Below are 17,220 nucleotides of genomic sequence, written 5' to 3'. Positions count from 1 at the left end.
TCCTTGATTGAAAGTGGGGGCCTACTATACGGCAATTTGCTTTCTATCCAATGACAATTTTGCCGCCCGGGTTATTGCTCCCAGGGACTGCCTCTGGTGCCATCCATAACATCGACGCCGAGGTGCATGGCGGCCTTGGCCATAATGTTGGCGCTGATTGGCGCGGTCAGGAACAGGAACGCGGTAATCAGAATCTCGGTGATACCAATGCCTTCTCCCTGGAAGCTGAAATAGACGACGGACGCCAGAATAATGGCGCCCACACCGAGCGTTGTGGCTTTGGTTGGCCCGTGCAGGCGGGTATAAAAGTCCGGCAGCCGGGCGAGGCCAATGGCTCCGACCAGGGTAAAGGCTCCCCCGATCAGTAGCAGTGCAGTGATGGTGTACTCGGTGAGTGCGCTCATGGGCGATGTCCTCCGTTTACCGTCATTACGTTCAGGGACCTATTCAATGACACTGCCCCGCTTCAGATATTTGGCCATGGCAACGGTACCCACAAAGCCCATGACAGCAATAAGTAGCGCTGCTTCCAGGTACAGGCGCGTTCCGAGGGTGATGCCGAGCAGGATGATCAGTGCGATGGCGTTGATATAAAGGGTATCCAGAGCCAGAACCCGGTCAGGGGCATCGGGACCCTTGATCAGCCGGTAGACATTCAGCAGAGTCGCTAGCACGACCATCCCGATAGTTATGTTGAGAGCAATGCCAATCATTGAAACATCTCCAGCAGTGGCTTCTCATAGCGTTGTTTGATGGCGTCAATGACGTCCTGTTCGTTGCTTGCGTCCAGGGTGTGAATCAACAGTATTCTCTGGTCGTCACTGACATCCGCGCTCACCGTTCCGGGGGTGAGGGAAATCGTGCTGGCAAGGATTGTTATGGCCATGGGTTGCTCCAGTTCCAGCGGGTAGCTGACGAAAACCGGTTTCGGGGTACGGCCACTCAAGATCAGGCGGGCAACTGTGATGCTGGCGACGACAATATCCACCAATACCCGCAACAGATAACCCGGCATCCGCCATGGCCTGGAAAGGGTCGGGCGTTCCGGCCAGAAGCCCTGGGTCAGCTGGGGTATAAGCCAGGCCAGAATTAGCCCCATCACTACGCTGGCACCGGAAATGTCGTTACTTAGAAACTGCCAGACCACAAAAAGGGTCACGCTGAGCCATGGCTGTGGGAAGTTCAGGCGATCAAACATCAGTTTTCCTCCCCCACCATGGGTGTCTTCAGTATTTCAATATAGGCATCGCTGTTGTGCAGCTGTGCTGCTGTTGCATCGGCATAGCGGGTGATAGGTCCGGCCAGGATGACGATCACCACGCTCAGGGCGACCAGTGCTCCGGCCGAGACTGACACGGTACCACTGAGTTTTCCCGGATCTTGAACGTGACCATCGACGGTTCGCCAGAATACGATGCTGCCGGCACGACTGTATGCAATGAGTGTGAAGAAACCGCCGCCCAGCACCACCGACCACAACCATGCCATTTGTATGCCTGGCGTTGCGGCCTGGAGGATCAGCAGCTTGGCGAAGAAACCACCCAATGGCGGCAGACCGGCCGCTGCAACGGCGCCGATCAGGAACAGAGTGCTGAGGAACGTGCGGTTGTGCATTCTGGGTGCCGTTACGATCCGGTCCCTGGCAGTACCACGTTGTCGGCTGATCAGGTCTGCCACCAGGAACAGGCCGCCCACCACCCAGGTAGTGTTGAGCAGGTAGAACAGTGCGGCTGAAGTACCCGCCTCGGATCCCAGGGACATTGCCGCCAGAAGGGTGCCCACGGAAATGATGACTTGCCAGGCCACCAGGGTTTTCAGGCTTTCTGAGCCAAGCGCGCCGATGACGCCCATGGCCAGGGTGATCAATGCCAGTGGGAACAGCCAGTCCATACCCAGGCCGGCGAGTTCGCCTGCCTGGTCGCCAAAGATCAGTGTGTAGACGCGAAGGATGGCGTAAATGCCCACCTTGGTCATTACGGCAAAGAGCGCCGCGACCGGAGCGGTCGCATTGGCATAGGCTTTTGGCAGCCAGAAACACAGGGGCAGGATGGCAGCTTTAAGGCCAAACACCACCAGCAACATCATCCCGGCTGCTTTGACAATGAGCAGGTTCTCACCGCTGACCTTGGGGACCTGCAGCGCAAGGTCGGCCATGTTCAGGGTGCCGGTAACGCTGTATATCATTCCCACGCTGATCAGGAAGACAGAAGAGCCGGCCAGGTTCAGGACCACGTAGTGCAGTCCCGGCACCGTGCGTGCTGTGCCTGTGCCATGCATCAGCAGTCCGTATGAGGCAATCAGCAGTACTTCGAAGGCCACAAACAGGTTGAACAGGTCACCGGTCAGAAAGGCGATGTTCAGCCCCAGCAACTGAAACAGAAACAGGGCGTGAAATTGCCGGTTACCCTCATCGGCCCCGCCAATAGAATAAATGTGGCAGAACAGGGCAAGTGTGGCTGTTAATACCAGCATCAGCGCCGCGAGACGGTCCAGGACCAGGACGATGCCGAACGGTGGTTGCCAGTTGCCAAAGGCATAGGCCCGGTAGCTGCCGTCGTCGGCGAGCACCAGGAGTACAATCGCGGATACCAGCATCAGCACCGTCGTCGTCATGGCCAGGGTCCGGCGCAGGCTGATGGGGGCGTACCCCATGAAGACCTGAAGGATGCCGCCCAGAAGTGGAATCAGAATGGGCGCGGTAAGCCAGTGGTTCATTTGCCGGATACCTCCGCGTCTTCTGTCTTCTTTCTGGACTTTGGTTCGGACTGGTATCCATCGACATGATCGTCTTCATTGTCTGCCAGGTTCCGAAGTGCCAGCACCACCACAAATGCCGTCATGGCAAAACCAATCACAATGGCTGTCAGAACCAGCGCCTGTGGCAGAGGATCTGAATACTGACTGGTGCTGCCGATGATGGGCTGCCCGCCGGTAGCCAGCCGGCCGGAAGAAAACAGGAACAGATTGACGCCGTAGGACAGCAGCGTCAGGCCAATCACGACCGGGAAGGTCCGGGCCCTTAATAACAGGTATACACCGGAGGCGGTCAGTGCACCGATGGCCAGAGCGAATGCCAACTCCATTATGCGCTCTCCTTGTTGCTTTTGATGGCGGAATGCGGTGACAGGCGGCCAATGCTGACCAGTGCCAGTAGTGTTGCGCCGATGACGGTGAGGTAGACCCCCAAATCAAACACCAGGGCCGAAGCCACTTCGAATTTGCCGACAACCGGCCACTTGATGTATTCGAACGTGCTGGTCAGGAAGGGATAGCCAAATGAATAGCTGGCGGCACCGGCGATTACCGCAAATAGCAGCCCGAGGCCAATGACGTTGTGGTAGCGGAACGGCACCCGATGCTGGGTCCAGATCATGCCGCTGGCGATGTACTGGAGAATAAGGGCTATTGCCGTAATCAGCCCGGCGATGAAACCGCCACCGGGCATGTTGTGACCGCGCAGGAAAATATAAGCAGACACCATCAGTGCCAGGGGTAGCATGGGCCGAGCAATCTGCCGCAACATCAACGGATAGGCATCCCGGTTCCAGGCGTGCCCCTGCCCGTCACCGGGCGGAGGCGTCAGCACGGTATTCTTGAGCATGGCGTAGATGCCCAGGGCGGCAATCGCCAACACGGTAATTTCACCAAGGGTATCGAAGCCCCGGAAGTCAACCAGAATGACGTTCACCACATTGGTGCCGCCGCCGCCCGGCTTACTGTTCTCGAGAAAATACTCGGAAATGGACGTAAACGGTCCGGTAAGCATCGCCAGAGTTACCAGCGTCATGCCTGTACCTGCAGCCAGAGCAATCACTGCATCACGGACCCGTTGGCTGGTTGAGCTTTCTATGGGGGTCCAGGAAGGCATGTAAAAAAGGGCCAGCATCAGCAGAACGATGGTCACGACTTCAACGGATAGCTGGGTCATGGCCAGATCCGGTGCGGAGAAACGGGCAAAGCCGAGAGACACCAGAAGGCCAACAACACTCAGCAGGACCAGGGCATAGAAGCGCTCCCGATGCAGAACCGCTGTTGCCAGGGCACAGAGGATCAGTACAACAATGCCTATCAGCGTGGGCCAATCAATGGGAGATAGCCCATTCTCGCCAATAAACACTCCCAGACTGGTCAGCGGTACGATCGCAACTGCGAGTACACTGATAACCAGCAGTGTGGCATACCGCTGCAAAGAGCCGTTTTCGATGCGGGACGTCAGCCGATTGGCTGAAGTGGTCAGCCAGGAAATGACGGCCTCGAAAACCGCCTTCTCATCAATTTCCTTGAAGCGGGCATGGAAATCGAAGAAACGCTGGCGCTGACTGTACATGAGCAGGCCACCAAAGAAGGCGGCAAAACTCATCACCAACGGCAGGTTGAAACCGTGAGCGATCGTCAGATGATATTCCGGTACGTTCCCGCCAAGCGTGGCAGCGGCAGCGGCGTAGAGCAGCGGGCCAACGGAGATGGCGGGGAACACCCCGACCATGATGCAGGCAAACACCAGGATTTCCACGGGGATCTTCATGTAGCGCGGGGGCTCATGGGGCGGAAAAATCGGCAGATCCACCGGTTTGCCGTTGAAGAACACGTCATGGATAAAGCGTGCCGAATAAGCGACGGCAAAGATCCCCGCAAGGGTGGCGACCAGCGGTGGTACCCAGGCCCAGAATCCGGGCAGGTTCAGCTGCAGGGATTCGGCAAAGAACATCTCCTTGCTCAGGAAGCCATTGAGCAACGGTACACCTGCCATCGAGGCGGCAGCGACCATGGCCAGGGTGGCGGTGTGGGGCATATAGCGCCAGAGACCGTTGATTCGTCGCATGTCCCGGGTACCGGTTTCGTGATCGATGATACCGGCCGCCATAAACAGCGACGCCTTGAAGGTGGCGTGATTGATGACATGAAAAACCGCCGCTACTGCGGCCAGCTGCGTACCCATGCCAAACAGCAGCGTAATCAAGCCCAGATGACTGACCGTTGAATGCGCCAGCAGGCCCTTGAGGTCGTGCTTGAACATAGCGACATACGCACCAATCAACAGAGTGGCCATGCCGGTGAAGCTCACCATATAGAACCACTGTTCGGTGCCGGCCAGCGCCGGGTAAAGGCGGGCCATCAGAAATATGCCGGCCTTTACCATGGTGGCGGAGTGCAGGTACGCCGATACCGGAGTGGGCGCCTGCATGGCGTGGGGCAGCCAGAAATGGAACGGGAACTGGGCCGACTTGGTGAAAGCGCCGAGCAACACCAGGGTGAGGGCGACAGGGTACAGGCTATGACTCTTTATGAGGTCACCAGCGGCCAGGACGTCGTCCAACTCGAAACTGCCAACGATGTTACCGAGAATCAGAATGCCCGCCATCAGCGCCAGGCCGCCTCCACCGGTGACGGCCAGCGCCATGCGGGCGCCGCGACGGGCGTCCTGTTTATGGTTCCAGAAACTGATCAGCAGGAACGACGTCAGGCTGGTCAGTTCCCAGAACACCAGCATCAGCAGCAGGTTGCTGGACAGAACAATACCCAGCATCGAGCCCATGAAACACAGCAGCAGGGAGTAGAACTTGCCGACGTTCTCTTTGGCTTTCAGGTAGTAACGGGCATACAGAATGATCAGCAGGCCGATAACCAGGATCAGCAAGGCAAACAGCAGCGACAGGCCGTCCAGACGGAAACTGAAGGAAATGCCAAGCGCCGGCAGCCACTCGTAGCTGTGCAGGACGACGCCCCCGTCGGCAAGGGTGGGCCAGTGTGGATAGAGCGCTGCCAGCGCGATGATGGCGGGAACAGACGAGGCAATGGCAATTGCCGTGCGTCCTCCCTGGGCAAACAACGGTGCTGCCAAAGCCCCTAGAAAGGGCAGTAAAACGACCAGCGGTAGCGACATCGCAACCTCGTTATCGGTTTTTCTCTTTCATGGATGGAGATGCAGTCTGTGCCTGAGTCTAGTCCCCGACCAGTCATTATGCACCGACCGGTGCATGCCGCCGACGTTGACGGAAGGTCGTGGAAAATCAGATCAGATGGGGTGGGTCCGGAAAATACGGCAACCTGCCCCGGTGTCTCTGCGCATCGGCAGTGACCGGCTGGGATCCGGGTTGGTGTAACACGTTGGACCTTGCGGTCATAAGTGCTCCGATTGTCAGATACGAGTGCCGATGATACGTGGAAGGTCCCTCAGGTCAAGTCGGCTTGCGATTAATCAAGCTGTTTCGAGGGATTTGAGTCATACGTTAGTCGTAGAAGTCTGTGATAGCATGACACTTTTCATATGGGTACCCAAGAGAATCGCCATGACTGCAGCCTATCCAACCCTTCTCAAGCCCCTCGACCTCGGTTTTACTGAACTCAAGAACCGGGTACTGATGGGCTCCATGCATACCGGCCTGGAAGATCGGTTCTGGAACATACACAAGTTTGCCCGTTACTTTGCTGAGCGGGCCGAAGGGGGTGTTGGCCTGATGGTGACCGGCGGGTACTCGCCAAACCTGGCCGGCCAGCTGGCGCCTCTGTCTTCCACTATGAACAACCGTGCCACCGCATTGTTGCACCGGCATGTTACCGGTGCGGTTCATGAAGCGGGCGGCAAGATATGCCTGCAGTTACTCCACGCCGGTCGTTACGGCTATCAGCCGCTGATTGTTTCCGCATCCGCCACCAAGGCGCCGATCAGCCCTTTCAAGGCTCGTGCCCTGTCCACCAAAGGCGTAGAACGGCAAATTAATGATTTCGTCAATGCCGCGAAACTGGCGAAACTCGGTGGCTATGATGGCGTCGAGGTGATGGGTTCTGAAGGCTATTTCATAAACCAGTTCCTGTGTGAACGCACCAATAAGCGCACGGACAAGTGGGGCGGTCCGTACGAGAACCGCATGCGTTTGCCGGTGGAAATTGTACGTCGGATGCGGGAAGCGGTCGGACCCGAATTCATCATCATCTATCGCCTGTCCATGCTGGATCTTGTGGAAGGCGGGCAGACCTGGGATCAAATCGTTACCCTCGGCAAGGCCATCGAGAAGGCGGGTGCCACCATCATTAATACCGGTATCGGCTGGCACGAGGCGCGAGTGCCCACCATCGTAACATCTGTTCCCCGTGGCGGTTTTGCTGATGTGACGGCCAAGTTCTACGGTGAAGTGGATATTCCGGTCTGTACCACCAACCGCATCAATACCCCGGAGAAAGGCGAAGAAATCCTCGCCGCCGGCAAGGCGGATATGGTTTCCATGGCCAGGCCGCTGCTGGCGGACAGCGAATTCGTGCGCAAGGCTGAACAGGGGCGTGCCGACGAAATCAACACCTGCATTGCCTGTAATCAGGCCTGCCTGGATCATGTATTCAAGGCCAAACGCGCTTCCTGTCTGGTAAACCCCAGGGCCTGTCATGAAACCGAGCTGGTATTGACGGTAGCGCCCGTCGTGCGTCGTGTCGCGGTGGTAGGTGCCGGCCCTGCGGGTCTGGCGGCGGCGACGACCGCCGCCAAGCGCGGCCATCGGGTGACCCTGTTTGAAGCCGACGACAAAATTGGCGGTCAGTTCAACTACGCCAAGCGCATCCCCGGTAAGGAAGAGTTTTACGAAACACTGCGCTACTTCCAGCGCCAGATAGAGCTGCTGGAGATTGATCTGAAGCTCAATACCCGGGTTGAAGCCACAGATCTGGCCGAGCAGGGGTTTGATGATGTCATTATCGCCACGGGCGTGAAGCCACGTACGCCAGAAATCGACGGCGTCGACCATCCCAAGGTGCTGGGCTATCTGGATGTGTTGCGTCACAACAAGCCGGTCGGACAGAGTGTTGCGGTGATTGGCGCTGGCGGTATCGGGTTCGACGTCAGTGAATTCCTGACCCATGATTTCGGTCATCATCCGGAAGGTGAGCAGGTCAGCGTGGCGGACTGGCAGGCGGAGTGGGGCGTGAACCCCGAGTTTGAGGGTCCCGGTGGGCTGGCAGAGCGCAAGCCTACGCCGTCGCCGCGCAAGATCTATCTGATGCAGCGTAAAACCGGAAAGGTTGGAGGCGGTCTGGGTAAAACCTCTGGCTGGGTACACCGCAACAGCCTCAAGCACCGCGACGTAGATATGTTGCGGGGGTGCAGTTACGACCGTATCGATGATGAGGGGCTGCACATATCCATCAGGGATAAAGACGGCAAGGTTAAGGAAAGCAGAGTGCTGAGTGTCGACAATGTAATCATTTGCGCAGGTCAGGAATCCTACCGCGAACTATTTGATCAATTGGTTAATGCCGGTGTAAAAGCCCACCTGATTGGCGGTGCTGACCTTGCCGAAGAACTGGACGCAAAGCGGGCCATCCGGCAGGGAACAGAGGTTGCGGCAGGTATCTGACAAAAAGGGGCGCAGGGGCGGTGACGTTGAAGGGCACATTAGAGACACATTCGGGCACTGACTGGATGTGCGGATGGAATCGATAATGTCTCTGAGCTTCGCTGCCAAGCGAAGAAAAGGTTGAGCCTCAATCCGCAGAACGGGGCTCTTTTGTGTGATGAAACATCCGTTACCGGATGGACTTCAGGGCATTGAATATGGCTTCCGCTTCCGCTTCAAGTACCTGACAACGTAAGCTGTGTCCCTGCTGCCAGGCCTGAGCGAGTTGCTTCTGTTTCATGTCATAAAGCTTGCTCAGAATGTCTGCCTGGCTTTGTCTGATCGGTGCGTTCATGGCGAACCTCCCCATTTTTACACCCGTCGATATTCTTTACGTTCTGCGGCACGTAATGGCTCACATTTAAAACTGATGCATAACCCGGGCCAGTCGGGTGTTTCAGGCGAATTAATGTGCAAATCTGGAGCGGTAGGTCCCCGGTGTCAGACCGGTGTGTTTTCGGAATAACCGGCTGAACGAACTGACGTCTTCATAGCCTACCTTGTGGGTCACTTCTTCTACCGATATTCGCGAACTTTCCAGGTGTTGTCGTGCCGCCTCGATCCTCAGAACCTGAAGGTAGCTGGTCGGGGTGTCGCCAGTTGCGGCCCTGAATCGTCGAATCAACGAACGTTCCGTCAGGCCGCACTGGGCGGCAAGACATTGCAGTGTCACCGGTCGATCATAATGTTCGTCCAGCCAGTCCTGTAATTTCAGGATGGCCACATCCGAATGGTACCGCCGGGCCTGTAGGGCACTGTAAGGCGCCTGGCTGGTGCGCCCGGCGTCGATCACAAACGCCTTCGCCAGCTCCCGCGCCACCTGAGTCCCGGCGTATCGCTCCACCAGATAAATCCCCAGATCCCACCAGGCCATCCCGCCGCCCGCACAGGCAATCTGCCCGTCCACCGTCACCAGCTTGTCCTGATGCAGATCCACCTCCGGGTACCGTTGCCGGAACTGGTGGCTGAACCCCCAATGGGTCGTCGCCTGCCGCCCATTCAACACCCCGGCCTCTGCCAGCATGAAGGCGCCGGTACAGTTACTGGCCACTCGCACCTGCCCCGAATCCGACGCCTGAAAACCGGCAAGCCACTCAATCAGCTCCGGGTTCTCTGCCAGCACCCGTTCTATCGGTCCGCCAATGGTCGGAATAATCACCAGATCAGTGCCGTCTTCACCGGCCCAGGGCTCGTTCCACGCCCCATCGGGCAGAATTGTAAGGCCGTTGATGCAGCGGCAGGGCGCCCCGTCTTTTGTTAGCAAGCGCGTAGTAAATTGTGGTTCAGGCGACTCTCCGTTTATCCGTGCCCAGGTCACTCCGGCAAGCCGAAACAGATCAATGACGCCAGTAATGGCACTGGCCAAAGCTCCATCAAAACCTATAACCGAGACAGTCTGCATGCAAGCTCCAAAGTAAGGGTGCCAGTGGGGAATACCCCTCCCGGGACTGTGTGCAGCATGGATGCTGCACTCAAGCCTACAGGGACGTATTCACGGCGTGTCCCGGGAGGGGTATTCCCCACTGGTGCCCGGGAAGCAAGCGCCAGTCGCAGGTAAAGTAAACCATCCGGAGTGGCGGGATCGGCCAAGATTATGTCATAAATGCCGGTTCCCAGAAAAACAGAGGTATGAGAGGCTGTCAGCATCAAACAGGAGACCAAGCATGACCGACACCCTGATCGACCGCCGCGACCTGGCGTTCCAGCTCTACGAAGTCCTCGATACCGACAACCTCACCACCCGCGAGCGCTTCAGCGAACACAGCCGCGACACCTTCGATGCCGTTATCGAAACCGCCGACAAAGTGGCCCGGGAAAAATTTGCGACCCATAACAGCGCTGCCGACAAAGACGAGCCCAAATTTGTCGACGGCAAAGTCGAGATGCTCCCCCAGGTCAAAGAAGCCTTCGACGCCTACGCCGAAGCCGGCTTCATCGCCGGACGTTACGACTATGACCTAGGCGGCATGCAACTGCCGGAATCGGTCATGGCCGCCTGCAACGGCTTCTTCACCGCCGCCAACCCTGGCACCGCAGGCTACCCGTTCCTGACCACCGCCGCCGCCAACCTGGTTCGTGTCTTCGGCAATGAGCAGCAGAAGGCCACCTTCCTGCCGCACATGCTCTCAGGCCGATTTACCGGCACCATGGCCCTCACCGAACCCCATGCCGGCTCCTCCCTGGCGGATATTCGCACCTCCGCAACTCCCACCGACAATGGCGACTACCTGATCAAAGGAGCCAAGATCTACATCTCCGGAGGCGAACAGTCCCTCACCGAAAACATCGTTCACATGGTGCTGGCGAAAATCAAAGGTGCTCCGGCGGGTGTCAAAGGCATTTCCCTGTTCATCGTGCCCAAATTCCTGGTGGACGAAGAGGGGAATCCCACCGAGCGCAACGGCGTCAACCTCGCCGGCCTGATCCACAAACTCGGCTATCGTGGCACAACATCCACCGCCCTGAGCTTTGGAGACGATGCCCCCTGCCACGGTTACCTGGTGGGTGAGCCTCATCAGGGTCTGAAATACATGTTCCAGATGATGAACGAAGCACGGGTCGGTGTGGGTTTTGGCGCAGCGGTGGTCGGCTATCGTGGCTACATGCACAGCCTGGAATACGCCAAAGATCGCCTGCAGGGGCGCAAGGCCAGCGAGAAAAACCCGGAATCCCCGCAGGTGCCGATCATTGACCATGCCGATGTACGGCGCATGCTGCTGGCTCAGAAAGCCTACAGCGAAGGCGGTCTGGCCCTGTGCCTGTACGGCGCTCGCCTGATGGATGATCAGCATACCCATCCTGACGAGCAGAAGCGCCAGGAAGCCGGCAAGCTGCTCGACCTGCTCACCCCGGTTATCAAGGCCTGGCCTTCCGAATACGGCCCCAAAGCCAACGACCTGGCGATCCAGGTATACGGCGGTGCTGGCTACACCCGGGAATACCCGGTGGAGCAGTGCTGGCGGGATAACCGCTTGAACCCCATTCACGAAGGCACCAACGGCATTCAGGCGCTGGACTTGCTGGGCCGCAAAATCTGGCAGGATCAGAGCCATGGCCTGCAACTGTTGATGCAGGAAATGCAGGTAGACCTTGAGGCAGCAACCACCGACCGCTGCCAGCAATGGGCGCTATCACTCAGCGAAACCCTGCAGCAGGCGGTGAAAGTCACCCAGGATCTGGGCAAGTCCCTGATGGGTGGTGACGTGGACAAACCCCTGGCCAACGCTGCCTGCTACCTGCACCTGTTCGGCCACATCATCGTCGCCTGGATGTGGCTCCGCCAGGCCAACGCCGCCGCCAATGCTTTGGCTTCCGCCAACAGTGATGACGAGCGCAACTTCTACCAGGGCAAGCTCCAGGCTGCTCAGTACTTTTTCCACTGGGAACTGCCAACCGTGGCACAGGATCTGGTCCTGCTGCGCAATCAGGACGACACATGTCTCAACATGAAAGCGGAGTGGTTCTGATGTCGCTGGTGAAGGTAGAGAAGAAAGGTCACATCCTTCTGATCGGTCTGAACCGCCCGGACAAAATGAACGCCATGAACCGGGCGATGTACCACGAAATCGCTGCGGCTTATCACCAGCTGGAAAACGACCCGGAATTGAGGGTCGGACTGATGTACGCCGAAGGCGACCACTTCACCAGCGGCCTGCAACTGGATGACTGGGCTGAAGTATTCGCCAATGGCACAGGCATTGAGCCGGGGGAGAGCGAGCTCGACCCCTTCCATGTCACGGGAGAAGGCCTCACCAAACCGGTTGTTTTCGCCGCCCAGGGCATCTGTTTTACCTGCGGCGTTGAAATGATGCTCAACACCGACGTTCGTGTTGCCGCCAAAGGCACCCGCTTCGCGCAGTTGGAGGTCAAACGCGGCATCTTCGCCTGTGGCGGTGCGACCATCCGTCTGCAGCGGGAAATCGGCTGGGGCAATGCCCAGCGTTACCTGCTCACCGGCGACGAATGGACCGCCGAGCAGGCTTTCCAGTGGGGGCTGATTCAGGAATTGGTGGAGCCTGGCGAGCAGTTCAGTGTCGCGATGGAGATCGCAGAAAAGATTGCCAGGGCAGCGCCGCTGGGCGTGCAGGGCAGTCTTCAATCATCAAAAATCGCTGTCAGTGAAGGACAGGAAGCTGCGAAGCAGCGGTTGTTTCCGGATTTGCGGCCGGTCATGGCCAGTGAGGATGTAAAAGAGGGTATTCAGTCGTTTCTGGAAAGAAGGGAGGCGGTTTTTAAGGGCAAATGAGGCGCTCATTTCCGGACTATTGCATCCAAAGTTGAAGCGGCCGGCTGGGCTCCCCTTCCGGGAGTATGTGCAGCAGGGAAGCTGCACATAAGCCTACAGGGATGTATTCACGGCGTCTCCCGGAAGGGGAGCCCAGCTGGCTGCCGGCACCGAACCTGAAAGGTTAGGGCTGATGATAAGCGCCCCCACCCGGATATCAGGTCAAGCGGCTTCGGATTCAGAAGCCTCTCGTTGTGCCTTGGCCTCGGCAGCTACCTCGGCGGCATAGTCCGCATACCTGGCCATCAATTCCGCCTTACGGTCAGGATCCCAGTTGATCTTATCCAGATCCCCTTCATAGTGCTCAATCACCCGCTTATCCATCATCTCGTACCACCAGGATGGCAAATAGGCTGGCAACAGCATCGACGCATAACCACCCGGCAATTGTGGTGCATCCTCGAAGTGACGCAATGCCTGGAAGCTGCGGGTCGGATGCGCATGGTGATCAGAATGGCGCTGCAACTGATACAGGAACAGGTTGGTCACAATGTGATTGCTGTTCCAGCTGTGAGACGGCTTGGTGCGCTCGTACTTGCCCTTGGCATCTTTCTGGCGTAGCAGCCCATAGTGCTCCACATAATTGACCGTCTCCAGCAGGCTCGCACCGTAGGCTGCCTGCGCTGCCAGGAATGGAATGGCGCGGGGCCCGCATACCAGGGTAGTGGCACCGAAGAACCCGGCGCTCATCGCCCAGCCCTGCAGCAATTCATTTTCGAGGCTCCAGAAACCTTTGCCCTTGCGTGCCAGACGCGCCTTCTCGATCTTCACGGCAGACTTGATTCCACCCACCACCGTGCGCGGCAGGAACTTCCAGAAGCTTTCACCCATGCGACTGCTGGCCGGGTCTTCGGGTGTGGCCACACGCTTATGGTGGCCAAAGTTGTGCTCCACTACAAAGTGGGTGTAGCCGGTTGGCGCAAGGGCCGCCATGGCCATCAGCTTGTTCATCTTGTTGGACTTGTGCCCCAACTCGTGAGCTGTGTTGATGCCCACCCCGTTAATGGCACCAACCGTCAAAGTGAGACCTATCCGGTCGGACAATGGCGTCTTCTTGCGGCTTGCCAGCCAGGCGCCCATGAAAGTCATGGCGTATTGGGTCGGGATAAACGCCTTCACGATCCTGTCGTAGTATTTGTCCTGCTCAAGAGTCTTGACCGCCGATTCAGGGGGATTGCTCTTGTCTTCTCCGATCGCCCGGTCCAGCCCGGGAATAATGCCGTGAACCAGTGCTGGTCCCGTCCAGGCAAGAGCCCGGAGTTTTTTCGGGGCGATGGCATACCCTGCCATGGCGGCAAGGCCGATGCCGGGCAATGCGGGCCCCATCAGCCAAAGATATCGTTTGGGGTCTTTCCAGTCCTGGCCAACTTTGGATGGGGAGGTCGTCTCAGTGGCGCTGACGCCATTGTTGGCATCAATAGACTGTATATCCAGAGTGTCGCGGGTTTTTGTGCTCATTGTGGGGCTCCAGTGATCAGGATGTGATCTAACTTTATGTCGGACAATCTAGCAATGCAACAGTGATCGTCGGTCATTATGGGTCATCAGTTGTCCGCTTGCTGATGGAGCTGGCGTATCGCAAGTTTATGGACCACACTGATTTCATTGGTCACGACCCACAGGGAAGTATTAGCCATGGCCTCGGAACATCTCTCCAGCACCCAGCAGTCCGTCCATTGGTCCATCCACGAGTTTTTACGGGGACACCTGTTTTCCTCCCATATTCTGGAGATTGTCTATCGGGACGACGCCGGTCAGGTCCAGATTGTTCATGACGTTATTCGTGATCTGTTCAGCCGGGCGGGGCAGGAATTCGTGCTGATCGGGCGGGGGCAGATGCTTCGGCTTGATCACGTCGTAATGATAGATGGGATGGAAATTTCCGCCGGTATTGGCTGATTCCTCGGAAAATGTACCGGTTTTGCTTTCAGGGTTAACAGAAGGGTAATCCCCCGGTAATTGCCTCACATGCAGCGACAGCCATACACTTGCTTTCGTTGTTTACATTCGCCAACGAAAGGACACGATATGAAAAAGCTGAGTTTGAGTGCACTGGTGCTGATGATGACTCTGGGTCTTGCCGCTTGCAGTCAGGAAGAAGAGGGCGCCGATTTTGAGCAGGCTGCGGACAACGCTGGTGACATGATGGAAGAGGCCGGCGATTCCATGGAAGAAACCTATGAAGATGCCACCGGTCAGGGCGAAAGTGCCATGGGTGAAATGCAAGAGGGTGCCGAAAACGCTGCTGATGAGATGGGCGATGCGGCGGAAGAAGCTGGCGATGCCATGGAAGAGAGCTACGAGGAAGCCACCGACGAGAGTAAGTAATAGCCAGTGTCGAATACTGAAAGCCCGCTTCGTGTAAACGGAGCGGGCTTTTCTGTGTTCGGGTACCCGAATCCAATTGTCAAAAAACGTTAAGAATACTGTCTCTTTTTTGACTGCAGACTGTCATTTAATAGCCTGACACTGTCCTCTCAGCACTACATACCTACAACCTGATGAGAGAGGCACCAATGGCCAAACATGACCTGGACCCCAAATACCTTGATCCGGATTACGAGCCCGTGGTCAATCACTCGGGTAACACCACTTTCACTTCTGTTCTGGCGTCGCGGTTAAAACGACGTACCGTCATGAAAGGAACCGTGGGTGCCGCGCTGACCAGTTTAATGGGGGCAGCGGCGATTGATGGTAATTTCAAGGGCAATGGCCATGCCAGGGGGCATGACAAAATTCATGGCAACGGCCTTGCCAAAGGCCACACCAAACTTGGATTCAAAGCCGTTGCAGTCTCTGACGCGAATCGGGTTGTGGTGCCAGAGGGTTATACCGCCAAGCCTTTTGTTCCCTGGGGAACGCCGTTGACCGGCGATTATCCGGACTATCGACCGGATGGCACCAACACCGGTGCAGATCAGGAAAACCAGGTGGGCATGCACCACGACGGTATGCACTTTTTCCCTATTGATCAGAAAGCCGGCGGTAGCAGCTCCACCGAAGGTTTGCTGGTGATGAACCATGAATACATCAATCAATCCGCGCTGCATCCATCCGGTGCCACCACGAATGGTGACGGTACTCGCCCGGTTGATGAAGTTCGCAAGGAAGTTGCCGCCCACGGTGTCTCCGTCATCCATATCAAGCAATCCACAGATGGTGCCTGGGCAGTGGTTCATGGTAGTCCGTTCAATCGCCGGGTCACCGGTGGTACGCCGATGGATGTCCGCGGGCCGCTGCGTGGCTACGATAAGCTGGCCACCAAATACAGCCCAACGGCCACTGAAACCCGGGGCACGCTTAATAACTGCTCGATGGGCCCCACCCCCTGGGGCACCTACCTGGCAGCGGAAGAAAACTGGCACGGCTATTTTGCCAACAGCGATGCGATCCGGCCTCGCGAACAGGTTCGTCATGGTGTGGGGTCAGCGTCCCGCTACGATTGGGAACTGGCCGACAGTGCTGAGGACCAGTATCTGCGCTTCGACGTGTCGGTAAAGGAAGCATCCGCTGATCTGGACTACCGGAATGAAGCTAATACCTATGGTTTCATGGTGGAAATTGATCCGTTCACGCCGGAGAGCAAGCCGCAGAAACGGACCGCCCTGGGGCGTTTTGGGCACGAAGGTGTCATTTTTGCCCCGGCGAAAGAGGGGGAGCCGGTGGTCTGTTATTCCGGTGATGACTCCCGTTTTGAGTACATCTACAAGTTCGTTTCCGCACAACCCTACTATGCGGCAACTGCCGGAGGTTATTTGCTGGACGAGGGTACCCTGTACGTAGCTCGTTTCAACGAAGATGGGACCGGTGACTGGCTACCGCTCTCGCTGGACGATGAGAACTTTGCTTCCAGGGTGGCTAACGCTGTTGGTACCAACGTGGGTGACATTGCCTTTGACGGTTTTGAGAGTCAGCAGGATGTTCTGCTCAATACCCGCCTGGCGGCGGATATTGCGGGTGCAACCACCATGGACCGTCCGGAGTGGGGCGCGGTGGATCCGAGAACGGGCGAGGTCTATTTCACCCTGACCAACAACAGCAACCGGGGCAAGGATGGGTATGACGACGTCAATGCCGCGAACCCGGTAGTTGAGAACCGCACAGGCCACATCATTCGCTGGATGGAGGCTGGCAATGACCACGCCGCCACCGCTTTCGAGTGGGACATCTTCGTGTTTGCCGGCGAGCAGGGCACCGAGACGGTCGTGGATGGCGAGGCTGTTGTGACCCTCGATGACTCCAATCACTTCAACAGCCCCGATGGCCTGTGGTTCGATTACAACGGCCGCCTGTGGATCCAGACCGACGGGAGCTCCAGTGCGCCGTACCTCAACAACATGATGCTGGCAGCCGATCCGCGGACACGGGACATTCGCCGTTTCTTTGTTGGCCCGGTCGGTTGTGAGGTCACCGGTGTCGTAACGACACCCGATGGCAAGACCATGTTTGTTAACATCCAGCACCCAAAGGGTAATTGGCCTAACGTCGATGAACCGCGCCCCCGGGATGCGACGGTCATTGTGACCAGGGATGACAACCGTGTTGTAGGTG

The 17,220-nt window shown here is 57.4% G+C and carries 15 protein-coding genes; 6 read left to right on the top strand and 9 right to left on the bottom strand.

Going from position 1 to position 17,220, the window contains the following annotated elements; all coding sequences use genetic code 11:
* Nucleotides 1–71 precede the first annotated feature (71 nt).
* Genes MARLIPOL_RS02245 through MARLIPOL_RS02220 form a run of 6 tightly spaced genes read right to left on the bottom strand, consistent with a single transcriptional unit; the run spans nucleotide 72 to nucleotide 5,884 of the window.
* On the bottom strand, nucleotides 72–404 hold the full coding sequence (locus MARLIPOL_RS02245) for a Na+/H+ antiporter subunit G (protein ID WP_012136444.1): 333 nt from the start codon (nucleotides 402–404) through the stop codon (nucleotides 72–74).
* A 39-nt stretch (nucleotides 405–443) separates the two neighbouring features.
* Nucleotides 444–713 (bottom strand): K+/H+ antiporter subunit F, encoded by a 270-nt coding sequence (locus MARLIPOL_RS02240; RefSeq protein ID WP_012136443.1) that lies wholly within the window; start codon nucleotides 711–713, stop codon nucleotides 444–446.
* A complete protein-coding gene (locus MARLIPOL_RS02235; protein WP_012136442.1) occupies nucleotides 710–1,198 on the bottom strand; it encodes a Na+/H+ antiporter subunit E in 489 nt (162 codons plus the stop codon). The genes MARLIPOL_RS02240 and MARLIPOL_RS02235 overlap by 4 nt, the downstream gene beginning before the upstream one ends.
* Nucleotides 1,198–2,715 carry a monovalent cation/H+ antiporter subunit D gene (locus MARLIPOL_RS02230; protein ID WP_012136441.1) on the bottom strand — a complete coding sequence of 506 codons (1,518 nt, stop codon included), beginning with the start codon at nucleotides 2,713–2,715 and terminating at the stop codon, nucleotides 1,198–1,200. Before MARLIPOL_RS02230 ends, MARLIPOL_RS02235 begins: the two co-directional genes overlap by 1 nt.
* The gene (locus MARLIPOL_RS02225) at nucleotides 2,712–3,083 is read right to left on the bottom strand and encodes a Na+/H+ antiporter subunit C (RefSeq protein WP_012136440.1); all 372 of its coding nucleotides are present in this window, start codon (nucleotides 3,081–3,083) and stop codon (nucleotides 2,712–2,714) included. The genes MARLIPOL_RS02230 and MARLIPOL_RS02225 overlap by 4 nt, the downstream gene beginning before the upstream one ends.
* A complete protein-coding gene (locus tag MARLIPOL_RS02220) occupies nucleotides 3,083–5,884 on the bottom strand; it encodes a monovalent cation/H+ antiporter subunit A (RefSeq protein ID WP_012136439.1) in 2,802 nt (933 codons plus the stop codon). The genes MARLIPOL_RS02225 and MARLIPOL_RS02220 overlap by 1 nt, the downstream gene beginning before the upstream one ends.
* Nucleotides 5,885–6,290: 406 nt before the next feature.
* On the opposite strand from MARLIPOL_RS02220, the gene MARLIPOL_RS02215 reads away from it, so the two are divergent.
* Nucleotides 6,291–8,345, top strand: coding sequence for an NADPH-dependent 2,4-dienoyl-CoA reductase (locus tag MARLIPOL_RS02215; protein WP_012136438.1), 2,055 nt, complete (start codon nucleotides 6,291–6,293; stop codon nucleotides 8,343–8,345).
* A gap of 169 nt (nucleotides 8,346–8,514) precedes the next feature.
* Here the strand turns inward: MARLIPOL_RS02215 and MARLIPOL_RS18610 are convergent, their stop codons facing one another.
* Nucleotides 8,515–8,679 carry a hypothetical protein gene (locus MARLIPOL_RS18610; protein ID WP_012136437.1) on the bottom strand — a complete coding sequence of 55 codons (165 nt, stop codon included), beginning with the start codon at nucleotides 8,677–8,679 and terminating at the stop codon, nucleotides 8,515–8,517.
* Between the two features lie 111 nt (nucleotides 8,680–8,790).
* On the bottom strand, nucleotides 8,791–9,786 hold the full coding sequence (locus MARLIPOL_RS02210; protein WP_012136435.1) for a GlxA family transcriptional regulator: 996 nt from the start codon (nucleotides 9,784–9,786) through the stop codon (nucleotides 8,791–8,793).
* Between the two features lie 262 nt (nucleotides 9,787–10,048).
* Here MARLIPOL_RS02210 and MARLIPOL_RS02205 point away from each other — a divergent pair, with 262 nt between their 5' ends.
* Together MARLIPOL_RS02205 and MARLIPOL_RS02200 are read left to right on the top strand one after the other, a co-directional pair.
* The gene (locus MARLIPOL_RS02205; RefSeq protein ID WP_012136434.1) at nucleotides 10,049–11,851 is read left to right on the top strand and encodes an acyl-CoA dehydrogenase; all 1,803 of its coding nucleotides are present in this window, start codon (nucleotides 10,049–10,051) and stop codon (nucleotides 11,849–11,851) included.
* Complete coding sequence (locus MARLIPOL_RS02200; protein WP_228677561.1) at nucleotides 11,821–12,630, top strand: crotonase/enoyl-CoA hydratase family protein; 810 nt, start codon at nucleotides 11,821–11,823, stop codon at nucleotides 12,628–12,630. The genes MARLIPOL_RS02205 and MARLIPOL_RS02200 overlap by 31 nt, the downstream gene beginning before the upstream one ends.
* Before the next feature lie 201 nt (nucleotides 12,631–12,831).
* Here the strand turns inward: MARLIPOL_RS02200 and MARLIPOL_RS02195 are convergent, their stop codons facing one another.
* Nucleotides 12,832–13,995, bottom strand: coding sequence for an alkane 1-monooxygenase (locus tag MARLIPOL_RS02195; protein ID WP_407638035.1), 1,164 nt, complete (start codon nucleotides 13,993–13,995; stop codon nucleotides 12,832–12,834).
* A 309-nt stretch (nucleotides 13,996–14,304) separates the two neighbouring features.
* On the opposite strand from MARLIPOL_RS02195, the gene MARLIPOL_RS02190 reads away from it, so the two are divergent.
* From MARLIPOL_RS02190 to MARLIPOL_RS02180, 3 genes are all read left to right on the top strand, one after another.
* Nucleotides 14,305–14,568 (top strand): hypothetical protein, encoded by a 264-nt coding sequence (locus MARLIPOL_RS02190; RefSeq protein ID WP_012136431.1) that lies wholly within the window; start codon nucleotides 14,305–14,307, stop codon nucleotides 14,566–14,568.
* A gap of 129 nt (nucleotides 14,569–14,697) precedes the next feature.
* Nucleotides 14,698–14,997: a hypothetical protein gene (locus tag MARLIPOL_RS02185; RefSeq protein WP_012136430.1), complete on the top strand. Its 300-nt coding sequence runs from the start codon at nucleotides 14,698–14,700 to the stop codon at nucleotides 14,995–14,997.
* A gap of 188 nt (nucleotides 14,998–15,185) precedes the next feature.
* Nucleotides 15,186–17,220, top strand: a 2,035-nt coding sequence (locus tag MARLIPOL_RS02180) for a PhoX family protein (RefSeq protein WP_012136429.1), incomplete at its 3' end; no start/stop codon positions are given.

Origin of the sequence: Marinobacter lipolyticus SM19 (assembly GCF_000397065.2) — a bacterium.
Taxonomy (GTDB): domain Bacteria; phylum Pseudomonadota; class Gammaproteobacteria; order Pseudomonadales; family Oleiphilaceae; genus Marinobacter; species Marinobacter lipolyticus.
This window is presented reverse-complemented; position numbering and strand designations above follow the sequence as displayed.

Excerpts from the sequence above, each read along its gene's own strand:
- MARLIPOL_RS02220 (WP_012136439.1), bottom strand. The coding sequence starts at position 5,884 with ATGTCGCTACCGCTGGTCGTTTTACTGCCCTTTCTAGGGGCTTTGGCA.
- MARLIPOL_RS02190 (WP_012136431.1), top strand. The coding sequence starts at position 14,305 with ATGGCCTCGGAACATCTCTCCAGCACCCAGCAGTCCGTCCATTGGTCC.
- MARLIPOL_RS02215 (WP_012136438.1), top strand. The coding sequence starts at position 6,291 with ATGACTGCAGCCTATCCAACCCTTCTCAAGCCCCTCGACCTCGGTTTT.
- MARLIPOL_RS02200 (WP_228677561.1), top strand. The coding sequence starts at position 11,821 with ATGTCTCAACATGAAAGCGGAGTGGTTCTGATGTCGCTGGTGAAGGTA.
- MARLIPOL_RS02240 (WP_012136443.1), bottom strand. The coding sequence starts at position 713 with ATGATTGGCATTGCTCTCAACATAACTATCGGGATGGTCGTGCTAGCG.
- MARLIPOL_RS02230 (WP_012136441.1), bottom strand. The coding sequence starts at position 2,715 with ATGAACCACTGGCTTACCGCGCCCATTCTGATTCCACTTCTGGGCGGC.
- MARLIPOL_RS02195 (WP_407638035.1), bottom strand. The coding sequence starts at position 13,995 with ATGGGGCCCGCATTGCCCGGCATCGGCCTTGCCGCCATGGCAGGGTAT.
- MARLIPOL_RS02210 (WP_012136435.1), bottom strand. The coding sequence starts at position 9,786 with ATGCAGACTGTCTCGGTTATAGGTTTTGATGGAGCTTTGGCCAGTGCC.
- MARLIPOL_RS02185 (WP_012136430.1), top strand. The coding sequence starts at position 14,698 with ATGAAAAAGCTGAGTTTGAGTGCACTGGTGCTGATGATGACTCTGGGT.
- MARLIPOL_RS18610 (WP_012136437.1), bottom strand. The coding sequence starts at position 8,679 with ATGAACGCACCGATCAGACAAAGCCAGGCAGACATTCTGAGCAAGCTT.
- MARLIPOL_RS02235 (WP_012136442.1), bottom strand. The coding sequence starts at position 1,198 with ATGTTTGATCGCCTGAACTTCCCACAGCCATGGCTCAGCGTGACCCTT.
- MARLIPOL_RS02205 (WP_012136434.1), top strand. The coding sequence starts at position 10,049 with ATGACCGACACCCTGATCGACCGCCGCGACCTGGCGTTCCAGCTCTAC.
- MARLIPOL_RS02225 (WP_012136440.1), bottom strand. The coding sequence starts at position 3,083 with ATGGAGTTGGCATTCGCTCTGGCCATCGGTGCACTGACCGCCTCCGGT.
- MARLIPOL_RS02245 (WP_012136444.1), bottom strand. The coding sequence starts at position 404 with ATGAGCGCACTCACCGAGTACACCATCACTGCACTGCTACTGATCGGG.